We start from the raw sequence: 25,941 nt of genomic DNA on the forward strand, positions 1-25,941 counted from the left end.
GACGCCTCGCGTGCGGAGCGCGGCATGTTCTGCATGCCGCAGCCCTTCGGATACACGCCTCAAGCCTCAATCCTCAATCCTCGATCCGCTCCAACCCTTCCGCGCCGCGATCCGCCACCCCTGCCCACGCGCCCGCCATCAAGCCCAACTGGGCGACCTCTTCCACCGTCAACGGCTGCAGGCGCGCGCACATGGCCTCGACGTCATCCCATGCGCCGCGCTCCAGCGCTTCGACCGCGGAGAGCAGCAAGCCCAACACGCCCTCGCGATGCAGAATCGCCGCCTGGATCGGCCGCGACAGCGTCAGCACATTGAGCGTGCTTTCGAGCGAGCCGCCGAACACCGCATCGACGAATGAAAACACGCCGGTGAGAAACGCCGCGTCGGCCTCGTCACGCCCCGCTTCCGGCAAGCGCTCGATCGCCAGTTCCATGAAGCGCGCGCGGGTCGCCGCGAGTTGCAGCAAGGGATCGTCTTCCAGCGCGACCTTGCGGCCGTCGGCGTAGAGCAGCAATTGCGTCCAGCGCGCGATGCGGTCGGTGCCCGTCGCGTTGATCGCTTCGCGCAGCGTCGTCACCTTATGGCCGACCGCGAGGCCGCTCGAATTCGCGAGCTTCATCAGATGCATCACGAGCACCGGATTCAGTTTCAACTCGGCTTCGAGCTGCGCGACGGTCGGATCGCCCGCCAGCAGTTGCAGCAGATTCAGCAACGCATGCCGCGGCGCGCTGACACGGCGCGTCAACGAGGTCTGCGCACGCGCGAAGAAATACCCCTGGAAACGGTCGAAGCCGAGCGCCAGCGCCGCCTCGAAACCGGCCTGCGTGTCCACGCCCGACGCGATCAATAATTTGCCCGCCGACTTGAGCACGCTCGCGAGCTTGGGCAACAGCGCGGCCGGCGCGCGTGTCACGTCGATCTTGACCACGTCCGCGTAAGGCAGCAGCCTGGCGAAACACTCGTTGGGCTGCGTCACTTCGTCGAGCACGAAGCGGTAGCGCCGGCCATGCAACTGCACGATGCGCTCGATCAGCGCCTCGTCGACTTCGATTGCGGGCGACAGTTCGAGCATGAAGCGCTCGGCGGGCAGCCGCTCGATTGCGTCGTCGAGCAGCAACTCGCGGCTTACATCCACGTAAGCCGGATGCCCGGTGAGCGCGCCGCGCACGTGGCCTTGCACGAGGCCGCGAACGATCGCGTTCGCCACCTGTTGCGCGGGACTCGGCGCGCGGCCCGGCGCCGCGTCGGGCTCCGCCTGGGTGTTCGGGTTCGAAGCCGGCTCGTTGGCCGCGGCGTCGGGCCATGCCGGCGCGCGGACCTTGATCTCATAGCCGCACAGCATGCCGTCCCGATTCAGAATCGGTTGCCGCGCAAAGCTGGCGTTCAATTGCGTATCGTCCGTGGCGCCTGTATGGCCCGGATTTTCGATTGCGATGGTGGTGCTCATTCCGATCCCCCGCTCAGCGCCACCCCGGCGCCTCCTGCTGTATTTTGGTTTTGCTGCATCGACAGCGCGCGGCCCAAGGTCTGAAGCCCAGGAGCCGTTTCGCCCGCGATGCGCCAGGCGATTCTATCTCACGCCGTTATCGGCGGACATGCCTGTGAAGCAATATCTGGAAATATTTGGCGAGCGGCCTGAACGATAACCGGCCAGCAATAGACAATGCTTGAAGGGGCGCGCGACTCCCTGCAAAACATCGCTCTGAAGAGCGCATGGAGAGGGCCGCCGGCGCTCCGACTCGCGCCGTGGCCGGTATCGCTTCCGGGCTTTCAATATGCAAACGGCCGCTGTTCACGATCAGCGGCCGCTTGCATTTACTTCAAAAGAAACCCTCACCAGGCATTACTTCAACACGACCTTCACGTCGAAGTACTTCGCCGCGAAGCGGTCGATCGTGCCGTCCGCCTTCAGTTCCTTGAGCGCCTCGTTCAACGCGTTCTTCAGCGCCGTATCGCCCTTGCGGATGCCGAAGCCGACGCCCGCGCCGAGCAGTTTCTCATCCGTGACGACCGGGCCGGCGAACTCGAAGCCCGCGCCTTGCGGCTTCTTCAGAAAGCCCTTCGAGGCCGCTTCCGCGTCCTGGAACGCGGCGTCGAGCCGCCCGGAGGCGAGGTCGGCGTAGATCTGGTCCTGCGTCTGATACGGCACGACGTCGACACCGGCGGGCGCCCAGCGCGCCTTTGCATACGCTTCCTGAATCGTGCCTTGCAGCACGCCGACGTGCTTGCCCTTGAGCGAGGCCGGCGTAGGCAACAAAGCGCTGCCCTTCTTCGCGATCATCTGATTCGGAATCGAATAGATCGGATCGGTGAAGTCGACCGCCTGGCGGCGCTGATCCGTGATCGTCATGTCGGAGTTGATCGCGTTGAACTTGCGCGCCTGCAACGCCGGAATCAGGCCGTCGAACGAATTCTCGACCCACACGCATTTCGCCTTGAGCTTCGCGCACACCGCGTTGCCGACGTCGATATCGAAACCTTGCAGTTCGCCCGACGGCGACTTCGATTCGAACGGCGCGTACGACGCCTCGACGCCGAAGCGCACTTCCTTGATGTCCGCCGCCGACGGGGTGCCTGCCGTTACCGTGACCGCCGACGCCGCGAACAGCGCGAGCGCAGCCATGTTTCGCCAATTCATCTTCATTACGGGTGTTCCTCTACGGTATTGAATAAGACGGAGCCGAATCCGGGCAAACATGATTGCCGCGCCAAAAAGGCGATTCAAACTCGCGCGGCCGGTGTGGTGCAACGCAACAGCCGCGAGGCGGCGATTGTACAGGCCGGGTTGCGTACGACTGACGGGGCGAGGCAAGCGCGAGCGTCGCGCGACGCCGGATCGATGCACGTCGAACGTGCAAATCCGTGTCGCGTTCACGCAAGGCGGAGAACATAAAACAACTAAAGCGACGCGCGGCTAGACGAGTTGCGACAGCGTCTCGCCGGTGGTTTCGATCACCAGCAAACCGGCGCGCAAACCCGGCTTGACCGTGGCGTTCGGAAACACGATGCGCTCTTCATCGTGACGCACGGTGTAGCGATAGTCGCCGTCGCGCGCGAGCAGGGTGCCCTTCGCGAACGGCGTGAAGTTGGGCACGTCCTCGGCCAGCAGCAATTCAAACGCTTCACTGTGCTTGGTGAGTTGATCGATCACGGTGAACACGCGCGGCATCGCCGCCTGCGTGTTGCCGTTCGTCCCGGCGAGCAGATGACGCAGCGCTTCATCCGCGCCCGCGAACCGTGTCAGGTCGTTCTGGCCGAACGGCTGCACCTTGCCGAGTTCCAGCGTGCAAGCTTGTGCACGGCAAGTCTCAGCCGTGAAGTTCGAGAACGTGTTGGCCCTGGTGGTATGCAACAGCACCGCGCTGATGCGCGCCTCGCCGAGCCATGCGAACATCGCGCGCGAAAACGGCTTGCCGGTATGCGGCAACAACGCGAATTGCTCGAAGGCGGAGGCGCGAATCGCCGTATGCATGTCGACATGCCAACGCGCGCCCGGCTTATCCGACGCGGCGGCGAAAAAGCGCATCGCCGCCTGTTCCAACGCGGCGGCGCGCGGCGCTTCGTGGCTGTGCGGCAGTTGTTCGTGCCGTCCGCTGAAGAGGCGGTTCAGATCGTCGTCGCGATAACGGCACGCGTCGCGCATGGCGTCGACGTTGCCGAGGATCACCATCAAGCGGCATGTCAGCGCGGCATCGCCGTGCGCGATATCGCGCACGAGACGCGACAGCAGTTCGATCGGCGCGGTCTCGTCGCCGTGAATGCCGGCCGAGGCGAGCACGCTACGCGTATCGCGCTCCTGCGCCGCGGGCTCGATGACGAGCACGCCATCATCGAGCCACGACCAGCGCGCGCCGTGGGCACACGTACCCTGCGCCTCCTGCGCGGCAGGCCGCGAACCCGCCAGCGTATAGGCGAGGAAATCGTCGAGCAGCGCAACCGGCATGCCGTGCTCAGCGCTGGAAGTCATACAGCGAGCCCAGCGCGAGAATCTGCGTCAGTTCGTCGAGCGCGGTGCGCGATTCGGCGAGCAATTGCGGATCGGTCAGATCGGCCGGCGCGAGGCGGTCGCGATAGTGCTTTTCGATCCACGAATCGAGACGGCCGAACAGCTTGTCGTCGATCCACACGCCGCCGTTCACCGCCGCGCGCTCCGCGTCGTCGAGCACCACGCGCAGCCGCAGACACGCCGGGCCGCCGCCGTTCTTCATGCTCTCGCGCAAATCGAACACCAGCACGTCGTCGATCGGACCGGTGCGCGACGTCAAACCGTCGAGGTAGGCGGCAACGCGCTCGTTCTCACGGCACTCCTGCGGCACGACCAGCACCTGCTTGCCGTCGGGGCGCGTCAGCAACTGGCTGTTGAACAGATACGAGGTGACGGCGTCGGCCACGCTCACCTGCGCGTCGGGCACTTCGATCACGTTGAACTCGGCTTTCAGCCCCAGGAGCTTCGAGCGCAACTCGTCGTACACCGCCTTCTGTTCGACGAACGCGAGTTGATGACAGAACAGCGTGGTGCGATTGCCAACCGCGATCACGTCGTTATGAAACACGCCCGCGTCGATCACGTCGGGGTTCTGCTGCGCATAGACGGTGGCCGCATCCGCGAGACCGTGGCGCTGCGCGACCGCGCGGCTCGCCTCGAAAGTCTGACGCGCGGGGAAGCGCTTCGGCTCCGGTCCACGGCGATATTCGCTGCGCCCATAGACGAAGAATTCGACGCCACGTGCGCCATATTCAGCGCAAAAGCGCGTGTGATTCGCCGCGCCTTCGTCGCCGAGCGCCGGCGTGCCTGGCAGCGCTTCGTGCACCGCGAAACGGCCGTCGTCGCTGAAAATCGCGCGCAACGTGCGGCGCGTGGATTCGTGTTCGATCGCGCGATGCAGCTTGCTGCACAGATTGGCCGGCGTGAAATGCACGCGGCCGTCGTGCGTATCGGCGGACGGGCTCACGGTGGCCGCGTTCGCCGTCCACATCGCCGACGCAGAGCTTGCGGCAGCCAGCAACTCGGGGGCGTCTTTCGCCACGCGGGCGATCACCGTGGCGTCGTCGCCGGAAAAACCGAGCTCGCGCAACAGGCGCATCGACGGCCGCTCCTGCGGCGGCAACACGCCCTGATGAAAGCCGAGGTCGGCCAGTTGCTTCATCTTGCGCAGGCCCTGCTTGGCCGCCGCCTTCGGATTCGCAATCGACTTCTCGTTGCTCTGCGACGCGACATTGCCGAACGAGAGCCCCGCATAGTTGTGGGTCGGGCCGACCAGGCCGTCGAAATTGGCTTCAGTGGCTTGCATCGTCGATCCTTAGAATTGAAGGCCCGGCGAGACGCTCGCGGGCATGTGCAGTTGCGCGCTTTCGACGGACGCCATCGGATACGCGCAGTAATCGGCCGCGTAATACGCGCTCGGCCGGTGATTGCCCGAGCGCCCCGGACCGCCGAACGGCGCGCCGGAAGAAGCCCCGTTGGTCGGCCGGTTCCAGTTGACGATGCCCGCGCGGATGGTGCGCTGGAAATGCGTCCACAGCGCTTCGTCGTCGGCGAGCAGGCCCGCCGAGAGACCGAATTCGGTGTCGTTGGCCTTGTCGAGCGCCTCGTCGAAGTTGCCGTAACGGATGACTTGCGCGAGCGGGCCGAAATGTTCCTCGTCGGGCAGATCCTGCACCGCGCTCACGTCGAGAATCGCGGGCGTGACGAAGCCGAGCTTCGGATCGCGCTGCTCCATCTTCAGCCACGCTTGTGCGCCGTCGGCCAGCAAACGCTCTTGCGCGGCGACGAGCCGCGCAGCCGCGCGCGCCGAAATCACCGCGCCCATGAACGGCTGCGGATCGGCGTCGTATTCACCGACGCTGATGCGCGACGTGACCTCGGTGAAGCGCGCCATGAAGCGGTCGCCGAACGCATCGTTCGGCACGAAGATGCGGCGCGCGCACGTGCAACGCTGCCCCGCCGACAGAAACGCCGACTGGATCGTGTGATGCACGGCGGCGTCGAGATCGGCAACCGGCCCGATCACGAGCGGATTGTTGCCGCCCATCTCCAGCGCCAGGACGATCTCGGGCCGCCCGCCGAACTGCTTGTGCAGCAAGGTGCCGGTGTCCGAGCTACCGGTGAAGAACAAACCGTCGATCTGCCGATGGTTCGCGAGCGCAATGCCGGTCTCTTTCTCGCCTTGCACCAGATTCAGCACGCCCGCGGGCAAGCCCGCGTCGCGCCAGATCTGCACGGTGACGGCCGCCACGCCCGGCGCGAGTTCCGACGGCTTGAACACGACCGCGTTGCCCGCGATCAGCGCCGGCACGATGTGCCCGTTCGGCAGGTGGCCCGGAAAGTTATACGGCCCGAACACCGCCACCACGCCATGCGGACGATGCCGCAATACCGCGGTGCCGTCCGCCATCGCCGAACGCTTTTCGCCGGTGCGTTCGTTGTAGGCCTGAATCGAAATCTCGACTTTCGCCGCCATCGAAGCGGCTTCGGTGCGCGCTTCCCACAGCGGCTTGCCGGTCTCGCGGCCGATCGCCTCGGCCAGCGCCTCCTTGCGCTCGGTCACGAGCGCGGCGAAGCGGCGCACCACGCCGCAACGCTCGTCGAGGCTGAACGCGGACCACGCCGCAAACGCGCGGCGCGCGCTGCGTACCGCGCGATCGACGTCGTCCGCCGACGCGCTGTTGCCTTCCCACACCGTCGCGCCCGTACCGGGGTTGCGCGACGCGAATGCGGGTCCCGTGCCGGCGGCCCATTCGCCGTCGATGAAAAGCTCGCTCATGATCATCCCTGTTTATGTTTCAACGGCAGCACCCGCACCGGGTCGCCTGCCTTGACGTCGAGCGCCGCGGCCTCGGCGGCGCACAGACGGAACACGCCGTCTTGCGGCACGCCCGCCGCCGCGCCCACGCGAAAATCGCCCAGCGACGTATTCGATACCAGCGAACGCGGCGCATCCTGCGGCGCGCCCGCCGGCACGTCGGCGATCTCGACCGGCACCACCACGCTCTCGCGCACGGTGCGCAAGTCGGAGATGTGGCATTCGAGCACCGGGCCCGCGTCGAAGATATCGACGTGGTTCTCGTAGCGCAGCCCTTCCGATTCGAGCATGCGGCGCGCCGGAATCGTGTCGCTGTGCGTGAGGCCGACGCATTGCTGCGCTTCCTCCGGCAGCAGTTCCACGTACACCGGATAGCGCGGCATCAGTTCCGCGAGAAACGCCTTGCGGCCGTGCGAGCTCAGGTAGTCCGCCGCGTTGAAATCGATCTGGTAGAAATGCGAGCCGACCGCGCGCCAGAACGGCGACGTGCCCTGCTCGTCGAAATGGCCGCGCAATTCCGCGCATAGACGCTGCGGAAAGCGTTCGCGAAACTGCGCGAGAAACATGAAGCGCGAGCGCGACAGCAAGCCGCCGACGCCGCTCGTGCGATAACGCGGGCTCAGGAACAGCGAGCACACTTCGGCGTAACCCGTGAGGTCGTGCGAGATGTTGAGCGCGCGCATGCGCGTCCAGATGCCGAGGTCCTGGCTCGCGTGCACCACGGTACTCACGCGATAGTTGTAGAACGGCTGCTGCAGACCCACCGCCGTTTCGATTCCGCAGACGCCGGCCACGTCGCCCGTGTCGGTGTCTTCCATCACGAAGAAGTAGCCGGCCTCGTGCGGCGCCGCTTTGTCTTCCATCGTGCGGCGCGCGCGTTCGATGCGCGCGACAAGCGCCTCGCGATCCGGCTTGAACGTGGTGAGGCCCGGGCCGGTTTCCTGCGCGAGACGCATGAGCGCGTCCACATCGCCTCGTTGCACAACGCGAACGACGATCATCGTGCGTCTCCCGATTCTTGCCGATGCGGCTGGTGCAGCGGCACGCAGCGCACGGTATCGCCCTCTTCCACGCCGAGCGCCGCGCGCGCCGCGTGAGACAACGACGCGCCGGCTTGCTTGTCCGCGGCGAGGTCGCCGAGTACGCAGCGAAATTCCCCGTCCGCGCCGTTGTGCGCGATCAGATACGTCGCGCCGTCGGGAGCGGCCGCGGCTTCATGGACCACGCGCGTTTCATTGCGCGCCACGCACGCACTGCGGTCCACTTGCGCGGTCAGCACCGGGCCCGCATCGAAAATATCGACGTAGCGGTCCGTTTCGAAACCTTCTTCCAGGTGGATCTCGTAGGCGAGCAACGCCTTCGAGTCCGGTTCGCCGAGCACGCGTTGCGCCGCTTCCGGCAACAGCGGCACATAGATCGGATAGGTCGGCATCACTTCGGCGATGAAGGTGCGGCTACGGCCGCCCGATTCGATTTCGATGTCGGCGAAATCGCGGCCGAAAAACTTGCGGCCCACGGCTTCCCAGAACGGCGACACGCCCGCGTCGTCGGTGACGCCGAGCAGGAGCGAGAACACCTCGGACGTGAAGCGCTTGCGATTGGCGGCGATGTACATCATGCGCGCCCGCGACATCAGATGCGCGGCCGCGTCGCCGCGCAGCGACGGGTCGATGTAGTAGCCCGCGAGCCGGCTCTTGCCGGTCAGTTCATGCGACATGGTGAGCGCGTGAATCTTGCGGTTCACGTGCAATTCGCGCGACGCATGAATCAGCGCGTCGTTGCGAAACGCGTAGAACGGGTCCGAGTAGCCGGCCGCGGCGACGATGCTCGCCGTGCCCATCAGCTTGCCGCTTGCCGGGTCTTCGAGCACGAACAGGTAGAACTCTTCGCCCGGAAAATCGACCTCCGCGCGAAACGAGTCTTCCGACAATGCGACGCGCGCTTCGAGCGCAGCCCGGTCGTGCGGCAGCGAATGCAGCACCGGTTGCGCGGTGCGCGCCATGTGTTCGAGCGCATCGAGATCGGCGAGGCGGCCGGGGCGTACGAAGAGCATCATCGTTCCTGTTGAATGTGACGCATGATGGCGTGGGTTATTTCAACGGCGCTTCGGCCTTCACGCCGACGATTTGCTCGATGGCCTTCGCGAGACGCGCGAAGCCTTCGTTCATGTCGTCGAGCGGCATGATCAGCGACGGCACGAAGCGCAGCACGTCCGGCCCCGCCATCAGCATGATCACGCCGTGCTGGCCCGCCGCGGTGACGAAGTCTTTCGCGCGCCCTCTGAACGCATCGGTCAATTCCGCGCCGATCAGAAGACCCTTGCCGCGCACCTCCTTGAACAAACCGAAGCGCTCGTTGAGTTTCGCGAGGTGGTTCTTCAATGCATCGCTGCGCGCATGCACGCCTTCGAGCAGCCTGGGATCGCTGACCAGTTCGACCACCTTCTCGGCGATCGCCGAAGCCAGCGGATTGCCGCCATACGTCGTGCCGTGCACGCCGACCTTGAAATGCGCGGCCAGTTCGTTGGTGGTCAGCATCGCGCCGATCGGGAAACCGTTGCCGAGCGCCTTCGCGGTGGTGAGGATGTCGGGCGTGACGCCGGTTTCCTGGTACGCGTAGAAATAGCCGCTGCGGCCCACACCCGTTTGTACCTCGTCAAAAATCAGCAGTGCGCCGTGCTGATCGCAGGCCTCGCGCAGCGCCTTCAGGAACGCCGGATCGGCCGGGATCACGCCGCCCTCGCCCTGGATCGGCTCGACGATCACCGCGCAGGTTTTCGCGCCGATCGCTTTCCTCGCGGCTTCGATATCGTTGTACGGCAAATGGATGATGCCCTCGGGCACCGGGCCGAAGCCTTCCGAATACTTCGGCTGACCGCCGACGCTCACGGTGAAGAACGTGCGGCCATGAAACGACTGCGTGAACGAGACGATTTCGAATTTATCCGCGCCGTGGCGCTCGAACGCGACGCGGCGCGCCAGCTTCAGCGCGGCTTCGTTCGCTTCGGCGCCCGAGTTGGCGAAGAACGCGCGGTCGGCGAACGTCAGATCTTCCAGACGCCTGGCGAGACGCAGCACCGGCTCGTTGGTGTAGCCATTGCCGATGTGCCACAGCTTGCCGCCCTGCTCGTGCAGCACTTTCAGCAGTTCGGGGTGCGCATGACCGAGCGCGGTGACGGCGATGCCGCCGGCGAAGTCGATATAGTCGCGGCCTTGCGTATCCCAGACGCGCGAGCCGAGACCGCGATCCGGCACGAAGGGCGCGGGCGCAAACACCGGCACCATGACTTCGTCGAAGGTCTGTCGTGTCACAGTCAGGTCGTTCATGGCAAATCCTCGTTACAGGTGAGAGGTAATACCGTTAGTGTAGGAAACCGCAGGCGATACGTCTTGCGCATACGCGACGCTTTCTATGAGCTTCCACGCGCCGCAAGCGATGCGTCACGCTCGATCGCGGCTTGTGCCGACTTATTGCGGCTCGTTGCGGCTTACTGCAACCCCATCGCGGCTTATTCCGGCCGCTCGATCAGCGCGCCCGCGCGCGGCTCGCTGGCCGCCACGCCGGTCGCGCCGGTCTGTTTGTCGATCCAGTTGCGACGATCCTCGCGCGGTGTGACACCAAAACGTTCGCGGTACGCATTCGAAAAGTGCGCCGCCGATGAAAACCCGCACGCGAGGCTGATCTGCACGACCGATTTGCTGGTGCGCTGCAATTGCGTGCGCGCTTTCGAAAGCCGCAGCCCCAGGTAGTATTTGGACGGCATCGAGCCGAGATACTGGCGAAACAGGCGCTCCAGTTGCCGCCGCGACACGCCGACGAGTCCCGCGATTTCGTCGGTGGTGAGCGGGTCTTCGACATTCGCTTCCATCAGCAGCAACGCGTCGTTCAAACGCGGATGGCGCTCGCCCGGCGCCGTCACGAACGGAATGCGCTGGCGCTCCTCGCCCGCGCGCAATACGCCGACGCCGAGCGTGTCCGCGATCCGGTCGGCCAGTTCGGGCCGATGATCGCGGCCGATCATTGCCAGCATGAAATCGACCGTGGCCTGGCCGCCCGCGCAGGTGGCGCGATCGCGGTCGATTTCGAAGATCTGTTGCGTGACGATCGAGCGTTCGAACTGCTCGGAGAACTGCTGATAGGTTTCCCAGTTGACGCTCACGCGATAACCGGACAACTGCCCCGCCATCGCGAGCCACCAGACGCCGTGATGAATGCCGGTCACGAGCGGCGTGCGCTGCCCGACGCGCGACAGGCTCGCCAGAAACAGCCGGTAGTCGGCGAATTGCTGAAACCGTTCGCTGACGACGATCAGCCAGTCGCACGCAATCGCATCGCCGAACGCCGCATCGGCCGGCCAGTGCGCGCCGCCCGACAGCGGCACCGCGCGGCCGTCCCACGAACACACCTGGACGCGGTACAGCGCGCGGCCGTCGATTTCATTGGCAAGATTGAGCGCGTCGACAATCGGCCCGACGCCCGACATCGATACGGGCGGCAACGCGACGATTGCAACCTGCGTGGTGCGAGCCGGATTGGAGGGACGGGCCATCGCTCGATGAAACGCGCAGCGCGAGCCGCGCGTTACTTCAGGCTGCCGGAGAGGAACTGCTTGAGCCGTTCGCTGCGCGGCGTGGTGAGCACCTCGGCGGGCAAGCCCTCTTCCTCGGTGCGGCCTTGATGCAGGAACATCACATGATTCGACACGTTGCGCGCGAAGCCCATTTCGTGCGTGACGACGATCATGGTGCGGCCTTCTTCCGCGAGCTTCTGCATGACCTTCAGCACTTCGCCGACCAGTTCAGGGTCGAGCGCGGAGGTGGGCTCGTCGAACAGCATCACGTCGGGGTTCATGGCGAGCGCGCGCGCAATCGCCACGCGCTGCTGCTGACCGCCCGACAGATGCGACGGATACTGCTTTTCCAGACGCGGCGCGAGACCGACCTTCTCGAGATATTCGCGCGCGCGATCTTCCGCCTCGCGACGCGGCAAACCGAGCACATGAATCGGCGCCTCGACGATGTTCTCGATCACGTTCATGTGCGCCCACAGGTTGAAGTGCTGGAACACCATTGCGAGCTTGGTGCGGATGCGTTGCAGCTGCTTGTGATCGGCCACTTCGAGATTGCCGTGGCGGTCGGCCTTGGTCTTGACCGTTTCGCCGTCGACGACGATCTGCCCGGCGTTCGGCCGCTCGAGAAAATTGATGCAGCGCAGGAAGGTGCTCTTGCCCGATCCGCTCGCGCCGATGATGCTGATCACGTCGCCCTTGTTCGCGTTCAGCGAGACGCCCTTGAGCACTTCGTTGTCGCCGTAGCGCTTGTGGATGTCCTGAACGGCGAGCTTGCAAGCTTCGGTTTGAGTCGTGTGGAGCAAGATGCTCTCCCTTGGAAAATACGGATCAATCTTGGTGACGGCGCATGCGTCGCGCCGCTCATGCGAACCCGGTTCGCTCAATGCGTGCGCACCGCCAGGTAACCCAGCCAGTGACGCTCGGCGCGGCGGAACAGCGCCACCAGCGCGAACGACACCACGAGGTAGATCAGCGCCGCGAGGCCGAACGCGTCGAACGACTGATAGGTGGCGGAATTCGCGTCGCGCGCCACCTTCAGGATGTCCGGCACCGTGGCCGTGAACGCGACCGTGGTGGCGTGCAGCATCAGGATCACTTCGTTACTGTACAACGGCAGTGCCCGGCGCAGCGCGGACGGTATCACAATGCGGCGGTACATCGTGAACCAGCTCATGCCGTAGGCGCGCGCCGCTTCCACTTCGCCATGCGAGGTCGAACGGATCGCGCCGGCGAAAATCTCGGTGGTGTACGCGCAGGTGTTCAGCGCGAAGGCGAGAATCGCGCAGTGAAAACCGCTGCGGAAAAACGCGTCGAGCAGTTGATGCGAGCGCACGAATTCGAGGCTGTACATGCCGGTGTAGATCAGCAGCAATTGCACGTACAGCGGCGTGCCGCGAAACACATAGGTGTAGAGGCGCACGGGCGTGGACAGCCAGCGCTTTTTCGACACGCGCGCCACCGCCAACGGTATCGCCATCACGAAGCCGATGCCGACCGACGCCACCAGCAGCCACAGCGTGACCGCGAGGCCCGAGATGCGCTGACCGTCCCAGTACAGGAACGCGCGCCAGAATTGGTTGAGGATATCGATCATGGTGGCTCAGAGCTCCGCGTGCCGCACGCCGATCGAATAGCGCCGTTCCAGCCAGATCAGCGCGAGATTCGATACGGTGGTGATCGCCAGATAGATCAGCGCGGCGACCAGGATGAAGAAGAACATGTTGAACGTGCTTTTGCCCGCGTCCTGCGCGGCCTTGACCACGTCCGCGAGACCGATGATCGACACCAGCGCCGTGGCCTTCACCAGCACCTGCCAGTTGTTGCCGATGCCGGGCAGCGCGAAACGCATCATCTGCGGAAACAGGATGCGCGTGAACACGCGCGCGCCGCTCATGCCGTAGGCGCTGCCCGCCTCCAGTTGGCCGCGCGGCACCGCGAGAAACGCGCCGCGAAAGGTCTCGGTGAAATACGCGCCGTAGATGAAACCGAGCGTCAGCACGCCGGCCACGAACGGATCGATGTCGAACTGCGGCAGCTCGAGCGCGTCGGTGAGATTGTTGACCGCGATCTGGATGCTATAGAACAGCAGCAGCATCAGCACGAGGTCGGGCACCGAGCGGATCAGCGTCGTATAGCCGGTGGCGAGCGCCCGCAGCGGGCGGTTGAACGAGAGTTTCGCCGCCGCGCCCGCGAGGCCGAGCAGCACGGCGGCCGCCAGCGAGAGGACGGACAGCTCGATCGTCTGGATCGTGCCGGCGAGCAGCACCGGGCCAAAGCCGTAAAGGAACACGCGTGTCTCCATCCAGGTTCGTTGGGATGTCATGGACGACGCCGGCTTGCCTTGGCCGCTCGTCGTAGCATGGCGCGGAGTCTCGCAAGCGAAAATTAAATGCTCAAAGGCGGGCGCGCGGTTTGTTGCGGCGCATCAAGGCGGGCGGTGAGGACGCGGGAGGCTTGCAGCGCTTGGTGCTGCGGGCGGCGGGGATTCACGGGCCCCCACGCGCACCGCGCGCGCCGGGGCGATTTAGCAAGTTTCGGGTCGCTTTTTCGATAGATGGGAACGGTTGGAGACGGCGCGGAGACCGGCCGAAAAGTACCCGTATGGTTCGTATATGAGTCGCGAAGCCCTTTCGTGACTCATCGATGAACCGCTTCTTGAGGTCGACCTCCCTGCGAACGGCCGACACGATACAACGCTCGCGACCCCGGGCGGTCCGAAAAAAAACCTACTCGAGCCCCAGCCGCGACCGGATCGCCGGCAGCATATGCTCCACGGCCGCGCGTCCCTCTTCGATCGCCGGCGCCGCGCGGTGAAAGTCGAAAATCCCCATGCCGCCCAGCCGCGGCTGAATCAGAATGTCGGCCGGTTCGCCCGCCAGGCGGCTGCGCGTGATCCGCACCTGCATGATGTCGATGCTCTGCGCGATCGAACTCAGCATGGACGGCACGCGCGCGCTCGGCGCGGGCGGCACGCGCACGTCGGTGGTGAAGCGCGCGTCGGCCGGCGCGAGCCAGCGCGGCCACGGCTTGCCGTTGCGGCGCAATGCGACCGGCGGCGGCGCATTCGGATCGATGGCGGGCGTGTCGACCACCGCGCCGCCGAAGTCCCGGCCGTTCAGAATGTCGTTGTTCAGATCAATGGCGATCACGCAGTCCGCCCGCATGCCGCGCGCCACCGAAACCGGCACCGGATTGCTCAGCCCGCCATCCACGAGCCAGACGCCGTTGTGCCACACCGGCGTGAAGATGCCCGGAATCGCGATCGACGCGCGCACCGCGTCCACCACGCTGCCGTCCTGCAACCAGCTTTCGCGGCCCGAATCGAGTTCGGTGGCGACCGCCGCGAACGGCATGTTCAACTGCGCGATCGAGCGGCCGGCGAATTTGTCGGCGAACAGTTGAATCACCTTGCGCCCGCCGAGCAAGCCGCCCGACAGGCGCAGATCGAGCAGCCGCACCACCGTCTGCCACGTGAGGCGCGACACCCACTCCTCGAGCCAGTCCAGGTCGCCGTTCGCGTAGACCGCGCCCACCAGCGCGCCGATCGACGTGCCGCACACCACGTCGGGCTTGATGCCCGCATCGTGCAGCGCGCGAATCGCGCCGATATGCGCCCAGCCGCGCGCCGCGCCGCCCCCCAATACCAGCCCGATGCGGCTGTACCGACGTCGACGTATCATGCTTGCCCCCGTCTTCTGTCCTGCGTCTTTTCTCGTCTATCGACCACGCACCACGTCCGAACGCGATGTGGTGTACACCTTCTGATACTGGTCGAAGTGCACGTTGAAAATGCCTTCTTCCGTCACGCCGCCCTCGCGCCACTTCCAGCTCCACACGGTTTCCGGCTTCAGTGGAAACACCGCGATCTCGCCCGGCTTGCCGAGCAGGCGGCGCACTTCGTCCTCGCTCATGCCGATGCGGATCTTCGCGAAGTTGGCGGCGGTCAGCACCTGCGTGATCGCCTGCAATTTGCCGTCGCGGTCGATGTCGACCATGTAGGTGTTCAGCCCTTGCGGGCCACGTGGATATTCGAAGCGTTTTGAACCGTCGGTGTATGTGCGCTCGGTCTCCGGTTTACCCATTTGATCGCGAATCTGCGCCTCGGTCGTGACGCCCGGCGTCATGTTCTTGAGGAGGAGCGCGTCGGGTTTGACGGCGTTGAACAAGTCCTTGAGTTTTTGCACGGCGCGGTCGCTCTGTTGTTGGTCGCAGCCGCTCAGCGCGACGGATCCCGCCAGCATGGCGACGATAAGCAGTTTGAGGCTCACAGCGAGTTTCCTGTAGTGATGCGGGTCAGGCCACGCCCGTCCGCATCTCGTTGTGTAGTGTCTGCTACAGGATAACCGCGCAAGGAAAAAACCGCGAGCGAGAGCCGCGAGCCAGCGCGTGCAGTCACGCTAGCCGGCTCGACATGAAAGAGGATGAAAGGCGGGATGAAAAGCGGGTGGCCTGAAAAGCAAAAAGGCGACGCTGTGCAAGCGTCGCCAGGTCGGTCGATACGGTCAACCGGAAGTGACAGCGGCCAGGTGGCCGCCTGAGACGAAGCACCGCGGACGACGCGCAGCGGTCAGGTTCCGGACGAAGCGGTGAGAGACCTTGGCCTCTGACCTTGCGCCATCGCCGGAATGAACGGACCGCTGCTGGTTTGGCCGCCCTGGTCCCTCGAAAAGCCTTCCAAGTGCAGCTAATCTAAACGGATTGGACACTTTAGACGAGAGCGCGTTTACACCGAATTGGCAGAGGATTTGCGTTCCGTGACAACCTTGGCCGCGCCGCGAGCGGCAACGCGCGCGTTCCTTATCCGCGCATGAAGGCGGCGAAGCCCGCGCGACCCGCGCCTTGCAGCACCGAATCGTTTTGCGGCGTGTGAATCCGCGCGCACAGCACGTCGCGGTAATGGCGTTCGAGCGGATTGTCGCGGCTCAAGCCCGGATTGCCGCTCGCCTCCACCGCCAGTTGCACCGCCTCGATCGACTGATTCGTCACCGTGTATTTGACCAGCGGCGCTTCGTCGAGCGTCATGTGCCGCGCGTGCGCGGCGGCGTCGAGCACGACGCGGTTGTTGAACAGCAGCGCGTCGATGCGGCCGAGCGTTTGTTCGAACGCGGGCAGGCTCGCGAGCGGCGCGCCGAGATTGCCGGGCTTGCGCTCGACGGCCCAGCGCGCGAACCAGTCGCGCGCGGCCCGCGCGACGCCGTCATAAACGGCCGGCAGCAGCACGCTCATCCACGCCAAACCCAGCGCATCCAACCCGGCGCCCGGCTCGCCTGGCGGATGCACGTCCACCGCGTGCGCGGCGGGCACGAACACGCTGTCGAACACCAGTTCGTGACTGCCGGTCGCGCGCATGCCGAGATGGTTCCATTCGCTGCCGACGCGCACGCCGGGCGCATCGCGCGGCACGAGCCAGACGCCGACGCGCGGCGGCGTCTCGTCGCTGCGCGCCCACACCGCGAGCCAGGCGAGGCCGGGACTGCCGGTCGAATACAGCTTGCTGCCGTCGATGATCCAGCCGTCGGCGCCGCGCCTCGCGATCGTCGACGGCAAGCCGCCGCGCGCCGGCGTGCCGAGTTCGGGTTCGACGCGCAGCGAGTTGATCAGCGCGCCGTCGCGCACCGCTTCGCGCGCGACGCGTTCGCGCAGTTCGACCGGCCAATGCGGATTGCCCTGCAAGCGATGATGAAACAGATACTGCATCACCAGCACGAGCGCCGTGGACGGCTCGCCGCGCGCCACCGCGCGCACCACCTTCAACGCGTGCGGCAAGCTCGCGCCCGCGCCGCCGAGCGCAACGGGCACCGTCAGCGAGAGCAGATCGAATTCGTGCAGGCGCGCGAGGTTCGCATGCGGAAATTGCGCCGTGCGATCGTAGTGCGCGGCGCTCGCGGCGAACTCGCTCGTGAGTTGCGCGAGCAATGCGTCGAAGGCATCGCTGTCAAGCGGCGGATGACGGCGCGTCACTGCGGGATCGGCAAGCGGGGCATTCATGCGAGGGCTCTGCAGGGTGATGACGGCGGCGGCAAAAGCATCGGAAAGTTCGCGGCCTTCATGGCCTTCATGGCAAGGGAAAGCTGCGATCGAAGCTCGCGCGCACGTCCAGATGCGCGCGGATCACGTTGGCCGCTTCGTAGGTATCGGCGGTGCGCTGCTGCGCGGCGACCACGCTGTCGTCGATCGCCACGGGATGCACCTGGCCGCGTCGGTAGACCGTTTTCAATACGTCCGTCGGCAAACCCGTGACGCGCGATTGCATCGCCGCGACTTCGTCGGGATGCGAGAGCGCCCAGCGCTGGCCGATCGCCACGCGCTTCAGGAAATCGGCGAGTTGCGCGCGCTTCTCCGCAATCGCGCGCTCGGTCGCCACCTGATAGCTGAGTCCTTCCGACAGGCCGACGCCGTTGGCGATGATGCGGTCGCGATCGCGCGCTTCGCCGAGCGCGGTGTACGGGTCCCACACGGACCACGCGTCCACGCTGCCGGACGCGAGCGCCGCCTTGGCGTCGGCCGGCGCGAGGAAGACGAAGGTGACGTCGGTCAGCGGCACGTTGGCTCTTTTCAATGCGGCAAGCGCGAGATAGTGGCCGATCGAGCCGCGCGTCGTCGCAATGCGTTTGCCCCTGAGACTCGCGGCGTCGGTCAACGGCGAATGTTCGCGGACCACGATCGCCAGATCGAGCGGCGTCGAGCGGGTGGCCGCGACCGCGCGCACTCGCGCGCCGGCGGCGAGCGCGAACACGAGCGGCGCATCGCCAAGGCCGCCGACATCGACGGCGCCCGCGTTCAACGCTTCACCGAGCGGCTGCGCGGCCGGGAAATTGAACCATTCGATCTTGTACGGCAGGTCTTTCAGTTGACCGGACGCTTCGAGAATGCCGCGCGTTTGCAACGACTGGTCGCCCACTTTGAGCACCGGCAGATCAGCGGCACGCGAAGGCGCCGCGCACAGCATCGCGCAGATCGCGAGCGTCGCGGCGACGAACGGTTTGATTAGCAGGGATTGCGGGAATCGCGCAACGGATGGGAGCGAAAACGAAGAACGGGAAGTCGTCATAGCGGCGCTTACGTCATGGCATCGAGATGATGGGTCATTGACGATAAGGGACGCGTCCGCATAAGACAAACGCCTTATTCTTCTAAGCAAATACGCGGATTTTTATCGAACGGCGAGGTTCACCGTGAAGCGATTTCGCGCGCGCGGCGCAGCGCGGGCGCGCGGCTTGAACCGCGCACCGTGCTTATCCGCTTTGCCGCTTTGCCGCTTTCCCGCGCCCTGCCCCGCATCGCTCGCTTGACTCGCCCGGCTCGCGCGAGCATGCGCGAACGAACACCAACACGCGCCAAATCAGATCACATGAAAACCGTGCGTGCCGTCGCGGCCGAGTTGCTCGACGAGGCCATACTCCCACTCCAGATAGGCGTTCATCGCTTCGCGCGCGTTATCCGTTCCCTCGTAAGGACGCCGGTAACGGTCGATACGCGGCGACGCCAGCCGCGTCTCACCGCTCTCGACCGGCAAGCCCGCCTCGATCCACGCGCTCGTGCCGCCGCTCAGCACCTGCACCGGTTTGCCGGTCGACGCCGCCAGTTCGGGCGCCGCGAAACGCGCGAGCAGGCTGCTGCCGCAGGTCACCACATAACGTCGCGCGTCGGGCAGCTTGTCGTGCAGGGCCGTCTCGAGCTGGCTGCGAATCACGAACCACGCGCCGGGAATGTGCCGCTTCACATAGTTCGCGCTGGTCGTGAAATCCAGCACGACGGTGCCGGGCGACTGCAGCAGCGTGACCAGTTCGGCCGGCGTGATTTCGTCGACGGCGGGCGGCGCGGGCGCATGGCGAGCCGCGGGCGGCGCCGCGCCTTTTTCGCTGAAGTCCGCAGCGGTCAAACCGTCCACCACGTACACCTCGATGTTCATCTGCGCGAGCCACGACGCGGTCATGTTCGCGCGCACGCCGTCGCTGTCCGCGAGAATCACGCGCGCGCCGCGCACCGGCGCGACCATGTCGGTTTCCTGCACCAGCTGACCGCCCGGCACACTGCGAAAGCCGGGCACGTGGCCCGCTTCGTACTCTTCCGGCGTGCGCACGTCGAAGCGATAGACGGTGCGTACCGCCTCGTCGGCCCAGCGGCGCGCTTCGTCACGCGAGGTGCGGCCCACTCGCGCGCGCTCGGCCACCTCGCGCGCGGCGTCGGCGGCGGCCAGCCGAAGCGTGTCGTCGAGCACCGGATCGAAGCGGCGCAAGCTGCCATGCGCGAGCGGCTGACCGGCAAGGGTCCAGCCGATCGTGCCGTTGCGCAGCGCCGCGACCGGATTCGGCACGCCCGCGTTGATCAGCGTCTGCGCGCCGATGATGCTGCGCGTGCGCCCCGCGCAATTGACGATGATCCGCGTGGCCGGGTCCGGCGCGAGCTGCCGCGCGCGCAACGCCAGTTCGGCGCCCGGCACGCTGATGCTGCCGGGAATGTTCATGGTCTGGTACTCGTCGAAGCGGCGCGCGTCGAGCACCACCACGTCGGCTTCGCGATCGAGCAGCGCCTGCACCTCGGGCGCCGTCAGCGACGGCGTATGACGCTTGCTTTCCACCAGTTCGCCGAAGGCCTTGCTCGGCGCGTTGACGTCCTTGAACAACTCGCCGCCGGCGGCGCGCCAGCCTCGCAAACCGCCTTCGAGCAGCGTGACATCGGTATAACCCAACTCATCCAGACGGCGCGCGGCGCGCTCGGCGAGGCCCTCGCCGTCGTCCAGCACGACGATCGGCACGGCGAGGCGCGGCAAGCGCACGGGCGCATCCAGTTCGAGGCGCGACAGCGGCAGATTGGCGGCAAACAGCGGATGACCGCGTGCGTGCGGATCTTCCTCACGCACGTCGACGAGCGCGATTTCCTCGCGTTCGAACAGTGCGCGGCGCACGTCTTCGAATGACCGGGTACGGAACTCTTTAACGAAACTCATGGGATCACGGACTCCTTCGAAACATTCCAGATATTCGGCAGCACGTCGTTCGAGTAGCCGGAGACAAACGCCTTGCGGCCACCGCCGGCGGGATACACCGAGCGCGTCACCGCGCCGATGTTTCCACCGTACACGTGAATGCTGATCGACGTACGGTCACCAAAAGCGTTGCTCACGCGATGGATATCGCCGATGCGCGGCGACACCGCGTCCACCGTGCCGGCCGCGAGGCGTTTCGCCGCCCCCGTTTCCACCAGCGCGCCGTCCGCGGCGATGCGGTATGCCTGCGCAATTTCCGCGCCACGCAGCACGCCGATCAAACCCCATACGGTGTGATCGTGGACCGGCGTCGACTGCGCCGGCCCCCACACGAAACTGACGACCGAAAAACGCTGCCGCGCGTCCGCGTGCAACAGGTATTGCCGATAGCGCTCGGGATCGGGTTGCGCGAACGCGTCGGGCAGCCAGTCGTCGTGTGCGATCAGTTCGCGCAGCGCGGCGCCGCCGGCTTCGAGCAGATGCGCTTCGGGCGCCGCTTCGTCGACGAGCGACGCGATCCGGCCGACGAACGCGCGCAAGCGGTCGGGCCTCGAAATTCGGGTCATCGGTGGTTAGAAAGAATAGGTCAGAAGATAAGGCGCGGCGAACTATTCACGCACCGCGAGCGAGCGCCGCATTGAAAGTGTCGGTCCACATCGGTGCAACATCGACATGCCGCTCGATCACGGCGGCGCGCGCGAACGTGTCGGCCACCTGCTGTTCGCTCGCGATGTCCGCCGCCGTGACGCCGGTGACGCGGCGCGCCTGGCTCTGGTTGCGGTACAACGAGAGGATCGCCGCTTCCGGCACGCGCAACTCGGCGGACAGGACTTTGGCATACGCGTCCTGATGCCGGGCGAACCACTGGCACGCGCGCTGCAGCCGCACCAGCAGATCCGCGCACGCCGCCCGCCGCGGCGGATCGGCAAGCGCCGCCGGATGCCCGTAATACAGGTAGTTGCCGGACAGGTAGCCGTTGGCGTTTTTCAGCACGCGCGCGCCCGCTTGCGAGATCGCGAGCGGCACGTTGTAGCCATAGATCGCCCAGGCGTCGAGCGAACCGGCGTTGAAGGCCGCGAAGCCGTCGCGCGGCGCGAGCGAGGCCGCCTGGATATCGTTGAACGACAGCCCCGCTTCCTCGAGCATGCGCAGCAGGTAGTGATGCGTGGTGGTCGCGCGCAGATAGCCGACGCGCTTGCCCCTGAGATCGGCGATCGAACGGATCGCCGAGCCTTTCGGCACCAGCACGACCTGGTTGTTGACGTCGTCCTTGTAGACCGCGATCACGCGGATCTGCGCGTTTTGCAGCCGCGCGAAAATCGGCGGAATCTCGCTGCCCGAGGCGATATCGAGCGAGCCGCCGTTCATCGCCTCGATCATCGCGTTGCCGGACTGGAACTCGGACCAGTCGATCGTGTACGGCGTGTCGGCGAGGCCCGCGGTTTTCAGCAGCGTGGCGTCGCCGCCTTTGTAGGTCGCGACGCGCAAGCGGACCTGGCTCAGGTCGAGACGGGGATCGGTTTTGTCGTTTGGCTCGGCGTTTGTGGTGGCGTTTGCGGCGGCGTTTGCGGTGGCGTTTGTGGTGGCGTTTGCGGTGGAGGCCGCTTCGGCGATCAGGCCCGTGCTGGCGGTGAGCCACGCGGCGGCCGGCAACGCGGCCACGAGCCGGCGGCGCCGGAGCGACGCCGGCGAATCGGTAGGTTGGGTCATCGTGGGGGAAGGTTCAGGTGAGGACGTCGGGCTCGGCTTCGACCAACCCTTCCAGCAGGCTCTGGAATGCGAATAGCGCGCCGCCCGCGCGGCCCACCTGCTCGTGCGTGAGCGTGGCGACGTCGTGCGCAATCGGCTGCGGCGTGCCGGCGGCTTCGGCAAGCAGTTGCGCGTGGCAGGCGTTGTCGAGCGCGATGTACCACCAGGCCGCGGCCTCGACGCTCGGCCCCGCCGTGAGAATGCCGTGATTCTTCAGGATCACCGCGCGGCGTTGGCCGAGCGCCGCCGCGATGCGCGCGCCTTCGTCGGTATCGAGCACGACGCCGCGGAAGTCGTCGAACAACGCGTGGTCCTGATAGAACGCGCACGAGTCCTGGGTGAGCGGATCGAGCGTGCGGCCGAGCGTCGACCACGCCTTGCCGTACAGCGAATGCGTGTGCGCCGCCGCGATCACGTCGGGACGCGCTTCGTGAATCGCCGCGTGAATCGCGAAGGCCGCCTGATTCACCGGACCTTCGCCGACCACGATGTCCCCTTGCGCATTCACCAGCAGCAGGTCGGACACGCGAATGCGGCTGAAATGCTTGCCGAACGGATTGACCCAGAAGTGATCGGGCCACTCGGGATCGCGCGCGGTGATGTGCCCGGCGAGCCCCTGATCGAAGCCGTGGCGCGCGAACAGACGAAACGCGACCGCAAGCCGTTCCTGCCGGTAGCGGCGTTCGTCCGCGATGCTTTCGCGCGGCGGGACGTCGTCGAACCAGAACTTGCGCAGCGGCGCGTGACGTTCGAGCGTGGACGAATCACGGGTGCGTCGCGGGGCTAGTGAGAGATCGGTCATCGCGCCTCCGTTCACGCCGCCACGCGCTCGACGCGCGCGATGCGCTCGCGGGTCGCCGGAATCAGTTCGCGGCCGTAGTCGATCGCGTCTTCGAGCGGATCGAAGCCGCGCACGAGGAAGGTCGAGACGCCGAGCGCGTAATACTCGGCGAGCGTCTCGGCGACCTGGTCCGGCGTGCCGACCAGCGCCGTCGAATTCGAGCGGCCGCCGATTTCCTTCGCAATGCCGGTCCAGAGGCGCTCGTCGACGCGGTCCGATTCACCGGATGCCGCGAGCAGCCGGCGCGCGCCCTCGCTCTGCGCCGGCCCGCCGACCCCGAGTCCTTGCGCCGCGCGCAGCCGTCGGGTCTCTTCGAGAATATGGTCCGCGCGCTCCCACGCGGCGGCTTCGGTGGCGGCGAGAATCGGCCGGAACGACACGGAGAAGCGCACGCTGCGGCCGTGTTTGGCGGCTTCGGCGCGCACGCGGGCGACTTGCTCGCGCACTTGCGCTTTCGATTCGCCCCACAGCGCGTAGACGTCCGCGTGACGGCCGGCGATTTCCAGCGCGGGCGCCGACGCGCCGCCGAAATACACGGGGATGTGCGGCTGCTGCACCGGCTTCACTTCGGAGAAAGCCTGTTCGAAGCGGTAGTACTGGCCGTCGTGGTCGAACGGTTCGGCTTCGGTCCAGACACGGCGCAGGATGTGCAGGTATTCGTCGGTGCGGGCATAGCGTTCGTCGTGCGAGAGGAAGTCGCCGTCGCGGCGTTGTTCGGCGTCGTCGCCACCGGAGATGATGTGCACGGCGAGGCGGCCGCCCGAGTAATGGTCGAGCGTTGCGAGCTGACGCGCGGCGAGCGTCGGCGCGACGAAGCCGGGGCGATGCGCGAGCATGAAATGCACCTTGCTCGTGACGCTGGCCGCGTGCGCGACGGTCAGGAGCGCGTCGGGGCTCGTGGAATGATGCGGCACGAGGATACGGTTGAAACCCGCGGCTTCGTGAGCACGGGCGAATTGCCCGACGTACTCGATGTCGATCGCCGGACCTTGCGGCGCGTGCGTTTCAGACACCTTGCGGGTCTGGATCATGCCGATGAATTCGATGGACACGATGGGGTCTCCCGGAATGGATGGGTGTGCGCCCGGCGTGGATAGGCTCGGCTGGGCGGCGGCGGTTCTTGTTCGACGCATTTGCTGTTTGCTCAGGGGAGTTAAGGTAGCAGCGCTGAATGCGCTTGTTAAATATTGATCGGCGATATGTTTATCGGGTTTGGGCGGAATGAGGCTTGGCGTTTCGGCCCTGCGGCGCGTGGTAGCTCGGCGGCCCGGATGTATTCCAGGCGGAGAGAGCCAACTGGTTGTTGCGCAGGGCGATCTGTTTGCGAAGGTCGCAAAGCCCCGCAACCCGGGGCGGCGGAACGCCGAATGGATGACGCGCGGAGCATGGCTGACCGCGGAAGTAGCCGTGCGCGCGAGGCACAGGTGATCGCGCTAAAAACCGAGCGCGAGATATTGAAGAGAAGAAGTCACGCGAGGCGCGGCTTGGCCGTCAGCCGCGCCCCAACCCATCAATCCGCTTCCTGACTTGCGCGATCACCGGCGCCCAGTCACCGACCCGCGGCTGTCGAAACAACGCGATGGAATCGTACCAGGCCGTGACCGGCGAGGCATCGCCCCAGAACCATGCGGATACGTGGTCGATCATCAGGCAGGTCGGCACGCCGAGCGCACCGGCCAGATGCGCGGGCCCGCTGTCGATCGTGACGACCAGATCCAGATTCGCCAGCAACGCCGCTACATCGTCGAATCCGGATCGAAAATGATGCGTCAGGTCGACGACTTCCAGCCCCTTGGCTCGCCACTGCGCGACCGTCTCGCCGCGTCCCGGCGACAACGCGAAATAGCTCACGCCCGGCACATTCAATAGCGCTTCGAATTGCCCGGCGGGCACCGAGCGCCGCATGTCGCGGATATGCTCGGGATTGCCGTTCCACACCAGCCCGACCGTGCGATTGCGCTTGTTACCGGCGACGCGCGCGTCGACATGTGCGTCGATCCGCTTGCGCCATGCCTGAACGAGCGACGGCTCGGCGCTCAGGTACGGCGCGCCCCATCCGGCAGCCTCGAAAACGCCGAGCCGCAGCGGCAGGCTCATCAGGCCGCAGTGGAAATCGGGCCGTGTTTCGAGGCTCGTTTCGAGCGGTAAATCGGCGGGCAATATCCGCTCGAACAAATGCCGCAACGGCCCGTCGTGACCGAAGATGACCCGGCCGCCTTCGCGTCGCGCCCGCTGCGCCAAAAGCGGCAGAAAGCGCACCGCCCAAAGGCAGTCGCCATTGCCTTGTTCGCCATAGACAACCAGCGTCTTGCCGGCCAGCGATTCGCCCCGCCAATGCGCGCTGATTGCCGCGAGCGCATGCTGCGCGTTGTTGAGATCGTCGGCGAACGCGACGCGTGCTTCGTAATGCGCCCAGCCCTCGGCGAAACGCCCGGAACGAAGTTCGAGTTCCGACAGGTCGAACAGCGCATGCGCGTTGTTCGGCGTGAGCGCCAGCACGTGCCTGAGCAACGCCTCGGCTTCGGCAAAACGCGCCTGCTCCTTCACGCACAGCGCGAGCTTGTGTAGCGCCACCGGGTTGCCGGGCACGACGCGCACCGCTTCGCGCAGCAGCCGCTCGGCCGTGGCGAAGTCGTCGCGCTGCTGGATGGCAGCGGCGCGCCAGATCAGCGCGTCGCCGTTTTCGACGTTTTGCGAGAGCAGCAGTCCGGTGGCGGACTCGACCAGCGCCCAATCGCGCATGACGAACGCCGTCTGCGTGTTCGTGTGAAGGAGCGTGGCTTCGCGGGAAGGATCGAGTTGATAGGCGCGCACCAGCGCGGCAAGCGCCTCGCGTTGGCCCGCTTTGTCACGGCCTGCGTGCTGCAGCAGCATCTGGCCCAACGCGAGCCACTCGGCGGCTCCCGCATTGGGCGCGGCGGCACGCGCGCGCAAGTCCGCCAGTGGGCTACTGGGGGGCAGGGTATTCAGGTCGTTCATCGGGAAGGCG

At 66.0% G+C, this 25,941-nt stretch carries 22 protein-coding genes; all 22 read right to left on the reverse strand.

The genetic code is table 11. The features are described from left to right. Window positions 1-73: 73 nt before the first annotated feature. On the reverse strand, window positions 74-1,447 hold the full coding sequence (locus ACOCG7_RS24120; RefSeq protein ID WP_244744890.1) for an EAL and HDOD domain-containing protein: 1,374 nt from the start codon (window positions 1,445-1,447) through the stop codon (window positions 74-76). Window positions 1,448-1,843: 396 nt separating this feature from the next. Next, window positions 1,844-2,644 carry an ABC transporter substrate-binding protein gene (locus ACOCG7_RS24125; protein ID WP_083083999.1) on the reverse strand — a complete coding sequence of 267 codons (801 nt, stop codon included), beginning with the start codon at window positions 2,642-2,644 and terminating at the stop codon, window positions 1,844-1,846. 270 nt (window positions 2,645-2,914) lie between these two features. Further along, window positions 2,915-3,967: a succinylglutamate desuccinylase gene (gene astE / locus ACOCG7_RS24130; protein ID WP_227470772.1), complete on the reverse strand. Its 1,053-nt coding sequence runs from the start codon at window positions 3,965-3,967 to the stop codon at window positions 2,915-2,917. Further along, window positions 3,951-5,291 carry an N-succinylarginine dihydrolase gene (gene astB, locus ACOCG7_RS24135; protein ID WP_083084001.1) on the reverse strand — a complete coding sequence of 447 codons (1,341 nt, stop codon included), beginning with the start codon at window positions 5,289-5,291 and terminating at the stop codon, window positions 3,951-3,953. Before astB ends, astE begins: the two co-directional genes overlap by 17 nt. A 9-nt stretch (window positions 5,292-5,300) precedes the next feature. Beyond that, window positions 5,301-6,764, reverse strand: coding sequence for a succinylglutamate-semialdehyde dehydrogenase (gene astD, locus ACOCG7_RS24140; RefSeq protein WP_083084347.1), 1,464 nt, complete (start codon window positions 6,762-6,764; stop codon window positions 5,301-5,303). A 2-nt stretch (window positions 6,765-6,766) separates the two neighbouring features. Next, window positions 6,767-7,804 (reverse strand): arginine N-succinyltransferase, encoded by a 1,038-nt coding sequence (gene astA, locus ACOCG7_RS24145; protein WP_073430057.1) that lies wholly within the window; start codon window positions 7,802-7,804, stop codon window positions 6,767-6,769. Beyond that, window positions 7,801-8,856, reverse strand: a complete 1,056-nt coding sequence (gene aruF, locus ACOCG7_RS24150; RefSeq protein ID WP_083084348.1) for an arginine/ornithine succinyltransferase subunit alpha — start codon at window positions 8,854-8,856, stop codon at window positions 7,801-7,803. The genes astA and aruF overlap by 4 nt, the downstream gene beginning before the upstream one ends. Before the next feature lie 37 nt (window positions 8,857-8,893). Continuing rightward, on the reverse strand, window positions 8,894-10,129 hold the full coding sequence (locus tag ACOCG7_RS24155) for an aspartate aminotransferase family protein (RefSeq protein WP_083084002.1): 1,236 nt from the start codon (window positions 10,127-10,129) through the stop codon (window positions 8,894-8,896). A 182-nt stretch (window positions 10,130-10,311) separates the two neighbouring features. Then, the gene (locus tag ACOCG7_RS24160) at window positions 10,312-11,352 is read right to left on the reverse strand and encodes a GlxA family transcriptional regulator (RefSeq protein ID WP_421380442.1); all 1,041 of its coding nucleotides are present in this window, start codon (window positions 11,350-11,352) and stop codon (window positions 10,312-10,314) included. 32 nt (window positions 11,353-11,384) lie between these two features. Next, window positions 11,385-12,176, reverse strand: a complete 792-nt coding sequence (locus tag ACOCG7_RS24165) for an ABC transporter ATP-binding protein (RefSeq protein WP_073430113.1) — start codon at window positions 12,174-12,176, stop codon at window positions 11,385-11,387. A gap of 77 nt (window positions 12,177-12,253) precedes the next feature. Further along, window positions 12,254-12,967 (reverse strand): ABC transporter permease, encoded by a 714-nt coding sequence (locus ACOCG7_RS24170; RefSeq protein WP_083084004.1) that lies wholly within the window; start codon window positions 12,965-12,967, stop codon window positions 12,254-12,256. 6 nt (window positions 12,968-12,973) lie between these two features. Beyond that, window positions 12,974-13,663, reverse strand: a complete 690-nt coding sequence (locus ACOCG7_RS24175) for an ABC transporter permease (RefSeq protein ID WP_083084350.1) — start codon at window positions 13,661-13,663, stop codon at window positions 12,974-12,976. A gap of 436 nt (window positions 13,664-14,099) precedes the next feature. Then, window positions 14,100-15,053: a patatin-like phospholipase family protein gene (locus ACOCG7_RS24180; RefSeq protein WP_073430061.1), complete on the reverse strand. Its 954-nt coding sequence runs from the start codon at window positions 15,051-15,053 to the stop codon at window positions 14,100-14,102. 36 nt (window positions 15,054-15,089) lie between these two features. Next, window positions 15,090-15,641 carry a hypothetical protein gene (locus tag ACOCG7_RS24185; RefSeq protein WP_083084005.1) on the reverse strand — a complete coding sequence of 184 codons (552 nt, stop codon included), beginning with the start codon at window positions 15,639-15,641 and terminating at the stop codon, window positions 15,090-15,092. Between the two features lie 529 nt (window positions 15,642-16,170). After that, a complete protein-coding gene (locus ACOCG7_RS24190; RefSeq protein ID WP_083084007.1) occupies window positions 16,171-17,361 on the reverse strand; it encodes an acyl-CoA dehydrogenase family protein in 1,191 nt (396 codons plus the stop codon). 67 nt (window positions 17,362-17,428) lie between these two features. After that, a complete protein-coding gene (locus ACOCG7_RS24195) occupies window positions 17,429-18,322 on the reverse strand; it encodes an ABC transporter substrate-binding protein (RefSeq protein ID WP_083084352.1) in 894 nt (297 codons plus the stop codon). 393 nt (window positions 18,323-18,715) lie between these two features. Next, window positions 18,716-20,323, reverse strand: a complete 1,608-nt coding sequence (locus ACOCG7_RS24200; RefSeq protein WP_083084008.1) for a rhodanese-related sulfurtransferase — start codon at window positions 20,321-20,323, stop codon at window positions 18,716-18,718. Beyond that, window positions 20,320-20,928, reverse strand: a complete 609-nt coding sequence (locus ACOCG7_RS24205) for a cysteine dioxygenase (protein ID WP_083084010.1) — start codon at window positions 20,926-20,928, stop codon at window positions 20,320-20,322. Before ACOCG7_RS24205 ends, ACOCG7_RS24200 begins: the two co-directional genes overlap by 4 nt. A 46-nt stretch (window positions 20,929-20,974) precedes the next feature. Next, window positions 20,975-22,072 (reverse strand): ABC transporter substrate-binding protein, encoded by a 1,098-nt coding sequence (locus ACOCG7_RS24210; RefSeq protein ID WP_083084011.1) that lies wholly within the window; start codon window positions 22,070-22,072, stop codon window positions 20,975-20,977. Between the two features lie 13 nt (window positions 22,073-22,085). Continuing rightward, window positions 22,086-22,913 (reverse strand): class II aldolase/adducin family protein, encoded by an 828-nt coding sequence (locus ACOCG7_RS24215; protein ID WP_083084013.1) that lies wholly within the window; start codon window positions 22,911-22,913, stop codon window positions 22,086-22,088. An 11-nt stretch (window positions 22,914-22,924) separates the two neighbouring features. Next, entirely contained in the window at window positions 22,925-24,004 is a 1,080-nt protein-coding gene (locus ACOCG7_RS24220; RefSeq protein ID WP_154874191.1) for an LLM class flavin-dependent oxidoreductase, read from the reverse strand. Window positions 24,005-24,443: 439 nt separating this feature from the next. Next, window positions 24,444-25,931, reverse strand: a complete 1,488-nt coding sequence (locus ACOCG7_RS24225; protein WP_083084016.1) for a glycosyltransferase family 9 protein — start codon at window positions 25,929-25,931, stop codon at window positions 24,444-24,446. Window positions 25,932-25,941: the final 10 nt, after the last annotated feature.

The organism is Paraburkholderia sp. DD10 (genome assembly GCF_049177125.1).
GTDB lineage: Bacteria > Pseudomonadota > Gammaproteobacteria > Burkholderiales > Burkholderiaceae > Paraburkholderia > Paraburkholderia terricola.